The following is a 12,848-nucleotide window of genomic DNA, read 5'->3' on the forward strand; positions in this document are numbered from 1 at the left end:
CAGGTGGGCCCTCTCACTGAACGCGTGCACGACGCAAGGCCCGAAGACCTCTCGCTGAGCCGCTGTTTCTGCCACGATTCCGAGTGGGCGGGGCACGAGCAGCGCTCCGTCGGTCGTCACAACTCTGATCAGTGGGAGAGTCACGGTGTACTTCGCCGCACTGCTCGCGCGCACCGAAGACGGGTGGGTAGCGAGCGACACAGAGCTCGACGATGTGGAGTCCCTGTCGGATCTGGCCGACTTGGCCCGCGACGCCTCGGTGAACGAGGACACGGTGATCGCCTTCATCGAGCAGGAAGACACTTGGTTCGGCATCGTCCGGGTGGACGGCGAGGAGGATCCTCGCGTCTTCGTCTCGGACGCCGCCTCGGCAGCACGCTCCTCCTACGGTGCGATGCTCACGGACGAGCTGCTCGGCAAGGACGAGGAGGATGACGAGCTGGACTCGCTCGACCTCGACGGCACGGAGGACGGTGAGCCGGAGAGCGAGGACGAGCCGTCCGAGGACTCCGAAGCGGTCCCGGTCGGACCGCTCGGCGACTCGGATCTGCTCGCCGACCTCGGAATGTCCGCGAAGGAGCTCTGCGCGCTCAGCTCCGAGGCGCTCACCGAGATCGCCGACACCCTCGGCGCCTCCGAGATGCTGGAGGCCGTCCGCTAGTGACGGACCCCGTGCGGGCGCCGTGGGAGGCGCCGATGCGGCTCGCGCTGGAGGAGGCCGCACGCGCGCCGCTGACCGGGGACGTTCCGGTCGGTGCAGTCGTGCTGGCCGAGGACGGCGCGGTCCTGGCGACCGGCCGCAACGAACGGGAGCTGACCGGAGACCCCACCGGCCACGCCGAGGTGCTCGCGCTCCGGCGCGCGGCAGCGGCGCGCGGCAGCTGGCGGCTGACCGGCTGCACACTCGTGGTCACGCTGGAGCCGTGCACGATGTGCGCGGGTGCGCTGGTGCTGTCCCGGGTGGACCGGGTGGTCTACGGCGCCCGCGACGAGAAGGCGGGCGCGGCGGGCTCGCTCTGGGACGTCGTGCGGGACCGGCGCCTCAACCACCGACCGGAGGTGATCCAGGGAGTGCTGGAAGCGGAGTGCGCTCGGCAGCTCACGGCGTTCTTCCGGGACGCTCGCGGGGGTGCGGCGGAGACACTCGGCCCGCGGACACCGGGTTCTCAGGACCCCGGCCGACAGACCCCCGGCTCGCAGTCCGCCTGCCCGCAGACCCCCGGCCAGCGGGCCGCCGGACAGGGGCCGGGCAACGGCCTTCCGGAGCGCTGACCGATACCGATTTCGGAGCACGGCACACCTTGGGCTAAGCTCTCTCCCGGTAGCGTGTCCGAGCGGCCGAAGGAGCTCGCCTCGAAAGCGAGTGTGGCGCAAGTCACCGAGGGTTCAAATCCCTCCGCTACCGCTGACAGACGAGAGGGTGGTCCCGACAGGGCCGCCCTCTCGTGTTCTTGCGTCTCGGTTTCCGTCTCACTCCGGCGGTCTCACGCGTCGCGCCGAGCCTCCCGCCACGCGACCAGCGCCGCTCCTCGGTCCGGCAGGACAGCCGGCCATCGACTCCGACTCCGGCACCGACTCCGGCGCCGCTGGTGAGGGCGCCTCTCACGGCCGGGCGGACGACCCCCGCGGCGAGGTCCTCCGCTCCTGACCGCTCGGTTAGACTCACGCGTCCGCAGAGGGGCTGCAGGGGAGGCAGGGACTAGTGGTGCAAGCGAAGAAGATCGCTCTCTATGTGGTCGTCGTCTTCGTGCTGTACACGATCATCAACTCCCCGGACCGGGCGGCCGACCTCGTCGGGCTGGGCTTCGAGGGCATATCGAGCGCCGCGCAGGGCGTCGGCGAGTTCATGACGGAACTCGTCAACTAGTTCCGCGGAGAGTTCCGGCGGTGCCGGCGACTGCCAGGTTCCGGGGGGCCGCAGGCCCCGGGGGATTCCGGGGGATTCCAGCGGATTCCAGGGGGCTTCCGTTTCCGGCGTTTCCGGCGCTTCCGGGCGCTTCCGGTTCCGGACACGGCACCGCCTCGGCGGCCGCCCGGGCGACCCGCCCGAGGGCCGCAGACCGGCGGTGCGAGGTGTCCGCACACGGGTGACGGCCGCCGGAGAGCGCCGAGCCGCCTCCTCCGCCCCGGCCCTTCAGCCCCCACCGTAACGGTGAGGGGCTTTTTCACTTATGCACCAACTTGCCGTCAACACGATGTCATGGGGTGCTTGAACACAGTGGACCTGTGTTGTGATGCTATGACCGCTTTTGATGGCTGAGTTGACCCGGCGTTGACCCTTGGGGTTGACGCCGTTCGACCCGTGAAGGGGTGGCGTGACCGTGCCGGCCAGTACTGCGCCTCAAGTGCCACCCCAGAACGAGAGCGAGGGCCGGGCCAAGCAGAGCCGGGGCGCGGACACCAGGGCGCTGACCCAGCTGCTCTTCGCCCAGATGAAGGACCTGGAACCGGGTACGCCGGAGCACACCCGTGTCCGGGCCGCGCTGATCGAGGCCAATCTGCCGCTGGTGCGGTACGCGGCGGCACGCTTCCGCAGTCGCAACGAGCCGATGGAGGACGTCGTCCAGGTCGGCACGATCGGCCTCATCAACGCGATCGACCGCTTCGACCCCGAGCGGGGCGTGCAGTTCCCGACGTTCGCGATGCCGACCGTGGTCGGCGAGATCAAGCGGTACTTCCGCGACAACGTCCGGACCGTGCATGTGCCACGCCGGCTGCACGAGCTGTGGGTGCAGGTCAACGGCGCGACGGAGGACCTGACCACGGCGCACGGGCGGTCCCCCACGACGGCCGAGATCGCCGAGCGCCTGAAGATCTCCGAGGACGAGGTCCTCGCCTGCATCGAGGCGGGCCGGTCGTACCACGCGACGTCACTGGAGGCCGCACAGGAAGGCGACGGCCTGCCGGGCCTGCTGGACCGGCTGGGCTACGAGGACCCCGCGCTCGCCGGGGTCGAGCATCGCGACCTGGTGCGCCATCTCCTCGTACAGCTGCCCGAGCGCGAACAGCGGATCCTGCTGCTGCGCTACTACAGCAATCTGACGCAGTCCCAGATCAGCGCCGAGCTGGGAGTCTCGCAGATGCATGTGTCAAGACTCCTCGCCCGCAGCTTCGCGCGACTGAGATCCGCAAACAGGAACGAGGCATAACCGAATCGGGTAGACCCCTTTCAGCCCATTTCGAGGGGGACGAATGCCGTATACCCCCTTTTTCCTGCGCCGATCTGACGCTCTGTTGTCGACATGTCACTACAGCGCGTTGGCGACATGTGACATTCTGCGGGAACCGCGTTTGCCGCGGCCCCGCCTCCGGTATTCAGGTGGAGGCTGCGTTCCTCCGATGGTCGCGGCCGACGCGACCGTCCGCGACCTCCAGGGGGTGGCATGTCCGCAGAACAGGGCAGCTCGAAGGTGCTCACGCTCGCGCAGAGCGCTCCCTCGACCGACGCGCTCCCGGCGCCCGATCCGGTCTCCGGGCCCATGCCCGTGGACCTGTCAATGGACATGTCCACATCGGCGTCCGTGGACGTGTCCACGGACCTGCCAGCGGGTGCCACCGGGGCCCTCGACACCCGCACGCTCTCGCGCTCGCTGTTCCTGCGGCTGGCCGCCCTCGACGAGGACAGCCCCGAGCGTACGTACGTACGCGACACCCTGATCGAGCTCAACCTGCCGCTGGTGCGCTACGCGGCCGCACGCTTCCGCAGCCGCAACGAGCCGATGGAGGACATCGTCCAGGTCGGCACCATCGGCCTGATCAAGGCGATCGACCGCTTCGACTGCGAACGCGGCGTGGAGTTCCCGACGTTCGCGATGCCGACCGTGGTCGGCGAAATCAAGCGCTTCTTCCGGGACACCAGTTGGTCGGTTCGCGTGCCGCGCCGGCTCCAGGAGCTGCGGCTCGCGCTGACGAAGGCGAGCGACGAACTGGCCCAGAAGCTGGACCGCTCCCCGACCGTGCCCGAACTCGCCGCGGTACTGGGCGTGTCGGAGGAGGACGTGGTCGACGGCCTCGCCGTGGGCAACGCGTACACGGCGTCCTCGCTGGACTCGCCGTCGCCCGAGGACGACGGGGGCGAGGGCTCCCTCGCGGACCGCCTGGGCTACGAGGACGGCGCCCTGGAGGGCGTCGAGTACCGCGAGTCCCTGAAGCCGCTGCTGGCCAAACTCCCCCCGCGCGAACGGCAGATCATCATGCTGCGCTTCTTCGCCAATATGACGCAGTCTCAGATCGGTGAGGAGGTCGGCATCTCCCAGATGCACGTCTCCCGGCTGCTCACGCGGACGCTGGCCCAGCTTCGCGAGGGCCTGATCGCCGACTGACGTGCCGCCCAGGCGGTACGGACGTCACGGACGGCACGGACGTCAAGGACGTCACGTCCGTCACGGCCGTACCGTCCGCCTCGCGGTCAACCGCCGCTCCCCGCGGCGGGGTTCCGCTCCGGCCGGACGCCGGGCGGACTGTCCCGATGCGACGGCGGACGGCGACGGCGATGAATCGGTTACGGGCTGGCGGGGGCCGCGCTCCGACCGGGCGGGGTAGTCGCGGCCTCCGGGTCCGACCCCCCGCAACACCCGCCGTCACCGCCGCCGGACCCGTCGCCGCAACCGCCGCGCGTACCCGCCCTGCCGGTGGTCGCAGAGGTGCGGAGGTACGGAGGTACGGAGGCATCCCGCGGACGGGCGGTGGTGCGAGAACGCCGCCGTGCGGTTCCGCAATGACGGTGGCGCAGCGGCGCGTCCGGTCAGCGTGTCGTCCGGCACGCACCTCATCGGCGTGCTCGGCACCGACCGGGCGACGATCCGTTCCACCCGGGGTCTCCCGGCGCCCGGCGCCGCGGGTGCGGCGAGGACGGCGGCGTACCGGCTGTGCGTGGGCTCCTGGCGCGTGCCGCCGGGCATGCGTGTGGAGACCGCGGGACGTGCGGGCGGAGCACCCGTCCTGACCGGACGGACATCGCGCAGCCGGTTTCGGAGGCTCAGCCGAGCGCGAGCCAGACGACCGTACCGAGGATCGCGACGGCGGCCGCGATGCCGACGATGAGCCCGACCCGGGGTCCGGCCGGCGCGGGCGCGGCGGCGCCGCGGCCTCCGTGCTGCGGACCGCCGTCGTCGACGAAGGCGCGGAACATCTGCGTACTGCCCGCGGGGTCGTGGCCCTCGGGGCTCTGGGGCGCTTGGGGGTTGTGTGCCATGAGTCAGGACCCTAGCGAACCCGGGTGAGCCGCCCAAGTCCCGGTCGGCCGCACCCCGCGACATGCCCGCAGGACGTCCGTACGTCTCCCGCCGGAATGGCCGGATCGTGACCACTCACCCGCAAGGCCTTTGGGGTTCCTTCACCCCGAAGAGCACCTTTTCGTTTGCCTGCGGCAACCAACTGCTTCTATGGTTGCCCTAAGCAATAAGATGGGGGAGGTCGTGGCCGAACGGAGTCAGTACGAGGAGCTGGCCCGCCAGCTCAGCGCCATGGGCGCCGTGAAGCGGAGGGTCGCACGCCTGCTGCCGGCAGAGTGCCCGTCCGGCTCCGCCGCCGTGCTGGCCCTCCTGGACCGGTACGGGGAGATGCGGATCAGCCGGCTCGCCGAACTCCTCGCGGTCGACATGTCCGTCACCAGCCGCCATGTGGCGCATGTCGCCGGGTGCGGCTGGATAGAGCGGTCACCAGACCCGGACGACGGACGCTCGCGCATCCTGCGGCTCACCCCCGCGGGGGTGGCCCAGCTCGGCGAACTCAGCCGGCGCACGACCGATCTGTTCGCCCACCACCTCGAAGACTGGTCCGACGACGACGTCGGACAGCTGAACGCGCTGCTGGCCCGTCTCCGCGCATCCGTCGGGGACTGCCGGACCGCCCGCACGCCCGCCCACGGCATGTTGCGAAAGTAGCTCAGCCCGCCCGCAGGGCAGGAGGGACTCTCGCAACACGCCATGGGAGACAAGGAGACAGGGAAGTACATGGCTACGACCACACCGGCCGGTGTGCGGGGCGGCCACGCCGGACGCGCAGGCGACTCGGCCGCCGGGGACACCTCCGCCGCCGGGGACACGGCACCCGCGGGCACCTCCGCCTCCGCCTCCGCCTCCGCCTCCGAGGACGGTGCGCCGATGACGCACCGGCAGATCATGGAGGCTCTGTCCGGACTGCTGCTCGGCATGTTCGTCGCCATCCTGTCCTCGACCATCGTCTCCAACGCCCTGCCCGAGATCATCAGTGATCTCGGCGGCGGCCAGTCCGCCTACACCTGGGTGGTCACGGCGGCCCTGCTGGCGATGACCGCGACAACCCCGCTCTGGGGCAAGCTCGCCGACCTCCTCAGCAAGAAGCTGCTGGTCCAGGCAGCCCTCGTCATCTATGTGGCGGGTTCGGTGGCGGCCGGGTTCGCACAGGGCACCGGCACACTCATCGCCTGCCGCGTGGTGCAGGGCATCGGCGTCGGCGGCCTCACCGCCCTGGCGCAGGTGATCATGGCCGCGATGATCTCCCCGCGGGAGCGCGGCCGCTACAGCGGCTACCTCGGCGCGACATTCGCCGTCGCCACCGTCGGCGGCCCGCTGCTCGGCGGCGTCATCACCGACACGGAATGGCTCGGCTGGCGCTGGTGCTTCTACGCCGGAGTGCCGTTCGCGCTCGTCGCGCTGCTCGTGCTGCAGAAGACCCTCGAACTCCCCGTGGTGAAGCGGCAGGTGAAGGTCGACTGGGCGGGCGCCCTCTCCATCAGCGCCGCGGTCTCGCTGCTGCTGGTCTGGGTCACCTTCGCGGGTGACACATACCCGTGGCTGTCCTGGCAGACGTACGCCATGACCGGCGGGGCGGCGGTCCTGGGACTGGTCTTCCTGGTCGTCGAGTCCCGGGCGAGCGAACCGATCATCCCGCTGCGGCTGTTCCGCAACCGGACCATCACGCTGGCCTCCCTGGCGTCGCTCTTCGTGGGTGTCGCGATGTTCGCCGGCACGGTCTTCTTCAGCCAGTACTTCCAACTGGCCCGGGGCGAGTCGCCCACGATGTCCGGCGTCATGACCATCCCCATGATCGTGGGTCTGTTCGTCTCCTCGACGGTCAGCGGCCTGGTCATCACCAAGACCGGCAGGTGGAAGGCATGGCTGGTCAGCGGCGGTGTCCTGGTCACCGGCGGGCTCGGCCTGCTGGGCACGATCCGCTACGACACCGAGTACTGGCGCATCGCCGTCTTCATGGCCGTCATGGGTCTGGGCCTCGGCATGATGATGCAGAACCTGGTGCTCTGCACCCAGAACCAGGTTGCCCCGCAGGACCTGGGCGCGGCGTCCTCGGTCGTCACCTTCTTCCGGTCGCTGGGCGGTGCCGTGGGCGTCTCCGCGCTGGGCGCGGTGCTCGCCGACCGCGTCACCCGCTACGTCGAGGACGGCCTCGCCGAACTCGGCCCGGGCGGCGCGCCGACGGGCCGCGGCGGCACCGTCGGCGGAGGCATCCCCGACCTGGACGCGCTGCCCGCGCCGGTCCGCACCGTGGTCGAGAGCGCGTACGGGCACGGAGTCGCGGACGTGTTCCTGTACTCGGCACCGTTCGCGCTGCTGGCGTTCCTGGTGACCCTGTTCATCAAGGAGGTGGCACTCAGGGGAACGCCGGCCGCCACCCCGGACACCGCCGTACGGGAGACCGGTGGCACCGCTGCCGTGGGCACGGCGCCCGTGGGCACCGCTCCCGTGAGCACGGGGCCCGCCGTGGCCGGCGTGACCGCCGTGCACGGTGTGGTGTGGGGCCCGGACGGCGCGGCCGTCGGAGGAGCCGCCGTCACACTGCTCTCGCCAGCGGGCCGGCAACCGGCCCGCACGGTGGCGCGCGGCGACGGCTCGTACACCCTGGACGCTCCGGGATCGGGCCCGTATGTGCTGATCGCCTCGGCCGACGGCTTCCAGCCGCGGGCCTCCACCGTGGCCGTCGGGGACGAGCCCCTGACCCACGACGTCCTCCTCGCCGGTACGAACGGGCCGAGTCGGCCGAGTGAGCCGAGTGCACTGCCCGGCCCGACCGGCCCGACCGGCCCGACCGGCCCGGGCATCCTGAGCGGCACCGTGGTCTCGGCCCACGGCGGCGCGGCGGTCGAGGGGGCGACGGTCGTCGTCACCGATGCACGCGGGGATGTGCTGGCCGCCGACACCTCCGGCCCGGACGGGGGCTTCGCCTTCACCGGGCTGCCGTCCGGCGGGGTGACCGTCGCCGTGAGCGCCCCCGGCTTCCGGCCGCTGGCCCTCCCCTCGGAGGCCGGCGGCCAGGACGCCACCCGGCTCGGGGCGTTCCTGCTCCCGGGTGCCGTGATCCACGGCATCGTCCGGGCCGGAGACATGGGAAGCCCGCTCTCCGGCGCACGGGTGACGCTCCTCGACCCGGCGGGGAACGCGGTCGCGACCGCGGCCACCGGCGAGGACGGCGCGTACTCCTTCACCGACCTCGACGCGGGCGCGTACACCGTCATCTCGACCGGCTACCCACCGGTGGCGAGCACGCTCTCCGTGACCGGTGGCGGTGTACACGGCCACGACATCGCACTCGCCCACGCGGGCGAGTGACCCGACCCCCGGGCGCCGCTCCCAGCGGAGGCGGCGCCCGGGCCGGGCGGCGGGCGTGGGACGGCCCGCCGCCCCCTGCGGCCGGCTCCGGTTCCGGGTCCGGTGGCCGACGGCCCGTTCCGGCCACCGGCCACCGGCTCCCGCGTCCGGCAACCGCATCCCGCAACCGCGTCCGGCGTCCGGCGTCCGGCGTCCGGCGTCCTTCGGGAGCGGTGGCCACGGGCGGCCTCCGGACGCGGCCGACGGGTGCGCCGTACGGCGCTACTGCGGCGAGGTGAGGTCGTACAGGGTGGTGCCGCCCACGGTGACCTTCGTGAAGTTCGCCGCGACCCACTCCCGGATCTCCCCGGAGCTATCGCCACCAGGGCCCCGGCCCCGGGCGCCGCCGCCCTCCCCGCCGTCGATGAACCAGTGGATCTCACCATCGGCCGCATACTGCTGGAACTGGGCGAGCGTCGGAGACGGGTCGCTGCCGTTGAACCCGCCGATCGGCATGACGGGCAGTTCCGTGGCGAGTTGGTAGGAGGCGGCGTTCTGGGAGCCGACGGCCGCGGCCGCCCAGGTGTAGGCGGAGGCGTTCTCGGTCAGCCTGGAGACGACGGCGGAACCCACCTCCGGCCCGTTGAGCAGCCCCCCGGCCTGGCCGCCGCCGCCCGGCCCCTCGCCACCTGCCCGGCGACCCTGGCCACCGCCGGGCTGCCCGCCCTGGCCCTGGCCCCGCCCCTGGTCCATACCCTGCCTGGGTCCCTGCCCCTGGCCCTGCCCCTGGCCCGGTGCCTGGCCCTGCCCTTGCCCTTGCCCCTGACCGGGTCCCCGGCCGGGTCCCTGGCCCTGGCCGCCCGCCGCCCCGGGCGGCATCATCCCGCCGCCGGCCGCGAGGCCGCCCTCCGCCGAGGGACCGCCGCGGGCGCCGGTGCCACCGCCGGGACCACCGCCGGGACCGCCCCGTGCGGACGCGGGTCCGGCGACCACCAGCGAGCCCTGGTGCCCGGTGCCCAACGTGGTGAGGGTGTACGCCACGGGACCGGCCAGCGACGCCGCGAGCCCGAGGCCCGCCGCACCCAGCGCGAGCCGGTGCCCGAGCCGCCCGGCGGACAGCAGTCCCAGCACGGCCACGAGCGCCCCGACCAGCACCGCCCAACGCAGCCACGGCACGAAGTCCGGAGTGCGTCCGAGGAGGACCCACGCCCAGACGGCCGTCACCGCAACCGCCCCCGCCAGCACCGCACGGGCCGCGGGTCGGGCACGCTCCTCCCACAGCACGGTGATGCCCATGCCGATGAGCGCCGCGATGTACGGGGCGAGCGCCACCGTGTAGTACTCGTGGAAGATGCCGGCCATGAAGCTGAAGACCACGAGCGTCGTGACCAGGGCCCCGCCCCAGACGAGGAACGCCGCCCTCGCGGAGTCGGTCCTGCCGGCGCGCCGGGTCAGCACCAGGCCGGCCACGAGCAGGATCAGCGCGGCGGGCAGCAGCCAGGAGATCTGCCCCCCGACGCTGTCGCCGAACATCCGCCCGATACCGGTCTCACCCCAGCGGCTGCCCCCGGCCCCGCCGCCTCCGGCCCCACCACCTCCGACGCTGCCGGTCTCGTTGCCGTTGATACGGCCGAGGCCGTTGTAGCCGAAGGTGAGTTCGAGGAAGCTGTTGTTCTGGGAACCACCGATGTACGGGCGGGAGGAGGCCGGCCACAACTCCACGATCGCCACCCACCAGCCTCCGGACACGATCAGCGCCAAGCCCGCCAGGGCGAGTTGGCCGATCCTCCGCCGCACCGGCGCCGGCGCGCACACCGCGTACACGAGTGCGAGCGGCGGCAGGACGAGGAACGCCTGGAGGGTCTTGGTCAGGAAGGCGAAACCGACCGCGACACCCGCCGCCACCAGCCAGCCCGTGCGAGCCCCTTCGACAGCGCGCAGCACGCAGTACACGGCCACCGTCGTCAGCAGCGCCAGCAGCGCGTCAGGGTTGTTGAAGCGGAACATCAGGGCGGCGACGGGCGTCAGCGCCAGCACCGCACCCGCGATCAGCCCCGCCGCGGCGCCGAAGCGCCTGCGAACCGCCGCATGGAGGACGGCTACCGCCACCACCCCCATCAGCACCTCGGGCACCAGGATCTGCCAGGACCCCAGCCCGAACAACCGGACCGACAGCGCCATCGGCCAGAGCGCGGCGGGCGGTTTGTCGACGGTGATGGAGTTCGCGGCGTCGGACGAGCCGAAGAAGAACGCCTTCCAGCTCTCGCTGCCCGCCTGCACGGCGGCGGAGTAGAAGGAGTTGGCGTAGCCGGAGGCGCTGAGGTTGTACAGGTACAGCGCCCCGGTCAGCACCAGCAGCGCGATCAGGGCGGGCCGCGCCCACGCCGGGTCCGCGGCCCGGGCCCGTCGCGGCCGGGCGGCCCGGCCGCGACGCGGCCGCGTCCCCGGCGGTCCGGGCGGCTCAGGTGCTCCAAGTGCGCCAGGCGCTCCCGGCACCTCGTTCCCGGGGGTCGCGTGGTCGTCGCGCGGTGCGGTCGTCATCGTCGGTCCCCCGTGGTCATGCCGGTCGTACGGTCATCGGAAGTCATGTCGGTCCCGCCGTATGTGCAGGTCCCGCCATCCGCGTAGGCCCTGCCGTCCGCGTAGGTCCCACCGTCCGCGTAGGTCCCACCGTCCGTGTACGTCCCGCCGTACACACCGGCCCCACCGTCCGCGTAAGCCCCGCCGTCCGTGTACGTCCCGCCGTACACACCGGCCCCGCCGTCCGCGTAGGCCCCGCCGTCCGCGTAGGCCCCGCCATCCGTGTAGGTCCCGCCATCCGCGTAAGCCCCGCCGTCCGCGTAGGTCCCGCCGTACACACCGGCCCCACCGCTCATGCCCGTTGCTCCGTACGCGCCGGTTGTGCCGGTCGTCCCGGTGGTGCCGGCCATTCCGTTCACACCGGTCATACCGTTCACACCGGTCACAGCATTCGCATAGTTCAACCCACTCGCGCCATTGGCATTCTTCGTACGCTCCTCGGTTCCCGTCCCGGCAGCGTGCCGCGGCAGGTCCCGGCGGTCGGGGAAGACCCAGGCGCGGTAGAGCAGGAAGCGCAGCACGGTGGCCGCGAGGTTGGCCACGACCAGGACGGCCAGCTCGGTACCGCGGGAGGGGTCGCCCGCGGCGGCCTCCAGCGCGGCGAGGGAACCGCTGGTGAGCACGAGGCCGACGCCGAAGACCACCAGTCCCTGCGCCTGGTGGCGGACCGCCCGCTCGCGTCCGCGCACCCCGAAGGTGAGTCTGCGGTTCGCGGCCGTGTTGGCTACCGCCGACAGCAGCAGTGCGGCGGCGTTCGCCGTCTGGGGCCCGACACCTGTGCGGAACACCGAGTAGAGCAGCAGATAGAGCAGCGTCGACAGCGCCCCGACCGCGCAGAAGCCGAGCAGTTGCCGGGCCAGCCCGCCGGGGACCCCGGTGATCCGGCCGTCCCTCGGGTCGTCGCCGAACGGCCGGGCCAGCCGGTCCAGCGGCAGTGCCCCGACCGCCAGCGCCCGCCCGACCCGCAGCACGCCCTTCAGGTCGTCGACGGCCGTGCGGACGATGTGCACGCTGGAGTCCGGGTCGTCGACCCAGTCCACGGGGACCTCGTGGATCCGCAGTCCGGCGCGCTCGGCCAGCACCAGCAGTTCGGTGTCGAAGAACCAGCCGGTGTCCTCGACCATCGGCAGCAGGCGCTCGGCCACGTCCCGCCGTATCGCCTTGAACCCGCACTGCGCGTCGGAGAAGCGCGCGGCGAGCGAGCCGCGCAGGATCAGGTTGTACACCCGGGAGACGAACTCCCGCTTCGCCCCGCGCACCACCCGCGACGACCGGGTCAGCCGGGAGCCGATCGCCAGGTCCGAGTGCCCCGAGATCAGCGGCGCGACCAGGGGCAGCAGCGCCTTGAGGTCGGTGGACAGGTCCACGTCCATGTACGCCAGCACGGGCGCGTCGGACTCCGCCCACACGGTTCGCAGGGCACGGCCGCGCCCCTTCTGCTCCAGCCGGCGGAACCGCACCTCCGGCACGGAGGCCGCGAGGGCCGCCGCCACCCGGGGCGTGCGGTCGGTGCTCGCGTTGTCCGCGACGGTGATCCGGAAGCCGTAGGGGAAGGTACGGGCGAGATGGTCGTGGAGCCGGCGTACGCACGGCTCGAGGTCCTTCTCCTCGTTGAAGACGGGGATGACCACATCGAGCACGGGCGGGCCGGCCGCATCCACGGGCAGATGCTCCCGTGCCGGCAGGGTGCCCGTGGCGGTGGTGCCCGCCGGGGTGTCGGTTCGCATGCTCCGACTCTCGACG

9 protein-coding genes, 1 tRNA gene and 1 pseudogene are annotated in these 12,848 nt (G+C 72.2%); 8 read left to right on the forward strand and 3 right to left on the reverse strand.

Features of this window, described 5'->3' with window-relative positions; genetic code table 11:
- Positions 1 to 145 precede the first annotated feature (145 nt).
- From DDQ41_RS15055 to DDQ41_RS15075, 6 genes and pseudogenes are all read left to right on the forward strand, one after another.
- Positions 146 to 661, forward strand: coding sequence for a tRNA adenosine deaminase-associated protein (locus DDQ41_RS15055; protein WP_109294954.1), 516 nt, complete (start codon positions 146 to 148; stop codon positions 659 to 661).
- Positions 662 to 696: 35 nt separating this feature from the next.
- A pseudogene (gene tadA / locus DDQ41_RS15060) lies at positions 697 to 1,119 on the forward strand (tRNA adenosine(34) deaminase TadA); the annotation flags it as partial.
- A 201-nt stretch (positions 1,120 to 1,320) separates the two neighbouring features.
- Positions 1,321 to 1,405 (forward strand) — tRNA-Ser (locus DDQ41_RS15065).
- A gap of 297 nt (positions 1,406 to 1,702) precedes the next feature.
- Positions 1,703 to 1,867, forward strand: a complete 165-nt coding sequence (locus tag DDQ41_RS31690) for a hypothetical protein (RefSeq protein ID WP_167450258.1) — start codon at positions 1,703 to 1,705, stop codon at positions 1,865 to 1,867.
- A gap of 454 nt (positions 1,868 to 2,321) precedes the next feature.
- A complete protein-coding gene (locus DDQ41_RS15070) occupies positions 2,322 to 3,149 on the forward strand; it encodes an RNA polymerase sigma factor SigF (protein WP_394342142.1) in 828 nt (275 codons plus the stop codon).
- Between the two features lie 234 nt (positions 3,150 to 3,383).
- Complete coding sequence (locus DDQ41_RS15075; RefSeq protein ID WP_109294957.1) at positions 3,384 to 4,322, forward strand: RNA polymerase sigma factor SigF; 939 nt, start codon at positions 3,384 to 3,386, stop codon at positions 4,320 to 4,322.
- 656 nt (positions 4,323 to 4,978) lie between these two features.
- Here the strand turns inward: DDQ41_RS15075 and DDQ41_RS15085 are convergent.
- The gene (locus tag DDQ41_RS15085) at positions 4,979 to 5,194 is read right to left on the reverse strand and encodes a hypothetical protein (protein WP_109294958.1); all 216 of its coding nucleotides are present in this window, start codon (positions 5,192 to 5,194) and stop codon (positions 4,979 to 4,981) included.
- A 223-nt stretch (positions 5,195 to 5,417) separates the two neighbouring features.
- Here DDQ41_RS15085 and DDQ41_RS15090 point away from each other — a divergent pair, with 223 nt between their 5' ends.
- A complete protein-coding gene (locus tag DDQ41_RS15090) occupies positions 5,418 to 5,885 on the forward strand; it encodes a MarR family winged helix-turn-helix transcriptional regulator (protein WP_109294959.1) in 468 nt (155 codons plus the stop codon).
- 69 nt (positions 5,886 to 5,954) lie between these two features.
- Positions 5,955 to 8,546 carry an MFS transporter gene (locus DDQ41_RS15095; RefSeq protein WP_109297748.1) on the forward strand — a complete coding sequence of 864 codons (2,592 nt, stop codon included), beginning with the start codon at positions 5,955 to 5,957 and terminating at the stop codon, positions 8,544 to 8,546.
- Positions 8,547 to 8,807: 261 nt separating this feature from the next.
- Here DDQ41_RS15095 and DDQ41_RS15100 read toward each other — a convergent pair whose 3' ends face one another.
- Together DDQ41_RS15100 and DDQ41_RS15105 are read right to left on the reverse strand one after the other, a co-directional pair.
- A complete protein-coding gene (locus tag DDQ41_RS15100; protein ID WP_109294960.1) occupies positions 8,808 to 11,066 on the reverse strand; it encodes an ArnT family glycosyltransferase in 2,259 nt (752 codons plus the stop codon).
- Complete coding sequence (locus DDQ41_RS15105) at positions 11,063 to 12,832, reverse strand: bifunctional glycosyltransferase family 2/GtrA family protein (protein ID WP_262508468.1); 1,770 nt, start codon at positions 12,830 to 12,832, stop codon at positions 11,063 to 11,065. The genes DDQ41_RS15100 and DDQ41_RS15105 overlap by 4 nt, the downstream gene beginning before the upstream one ends.
- Positions 12,833 to 12,848: the final 16 nt, after the last annotated feature.

The sequence above is a fragment of the Streptomyces spongiicola genome, from assembly GCF_003122365.1.
GTDB classification, from domain to species: Bacteria; Actinomycetota; Actinomycetes; order Streptomycetales; family Streptomycetaceae; genus Streptomyces; species Streptomyces spongiicola.

Bases quoted from the DNA above. Each gene is read 5' to 3' on its own strand.
- DDQ41_RS15075 (WP_109294957.1), top strand. From the start codon at position 3,384: ATGTCCGCAGAACAGGGCAGCTCGAAGGTGCTCACGCTCGCGCAGAGC.
- DDQ41_RS15085 (WP_109294958.1), bottom strand. From the start codon at position 5,194: ATGGCACACAACCCCCAAGCGCCCCAGAGCCCCGAGGGCCACGACCCC.
- DDQ41_RS15095 (WP_109297748.1), top strand. From the start codon at position 5,955: ATGGCTACGACCACACCGGCCGGTGTGCGGGGCGGCCACGCCGGACGC.
- DDQ41_RS15100 (WP_109294960.1), bottom strand. From the start codon at position 11,066: ATGACGACCGCACCGCGCGACGACCACGCGACCCCCGGGAACGAGGTG.
- DDQ41_RS15105 (WP_262508468.1), bottom strand. From the start codon at position 12,832: ATGCGAACCGACACCCCGGCGGGCACCACCGCCACGGGCACCCTGCCG.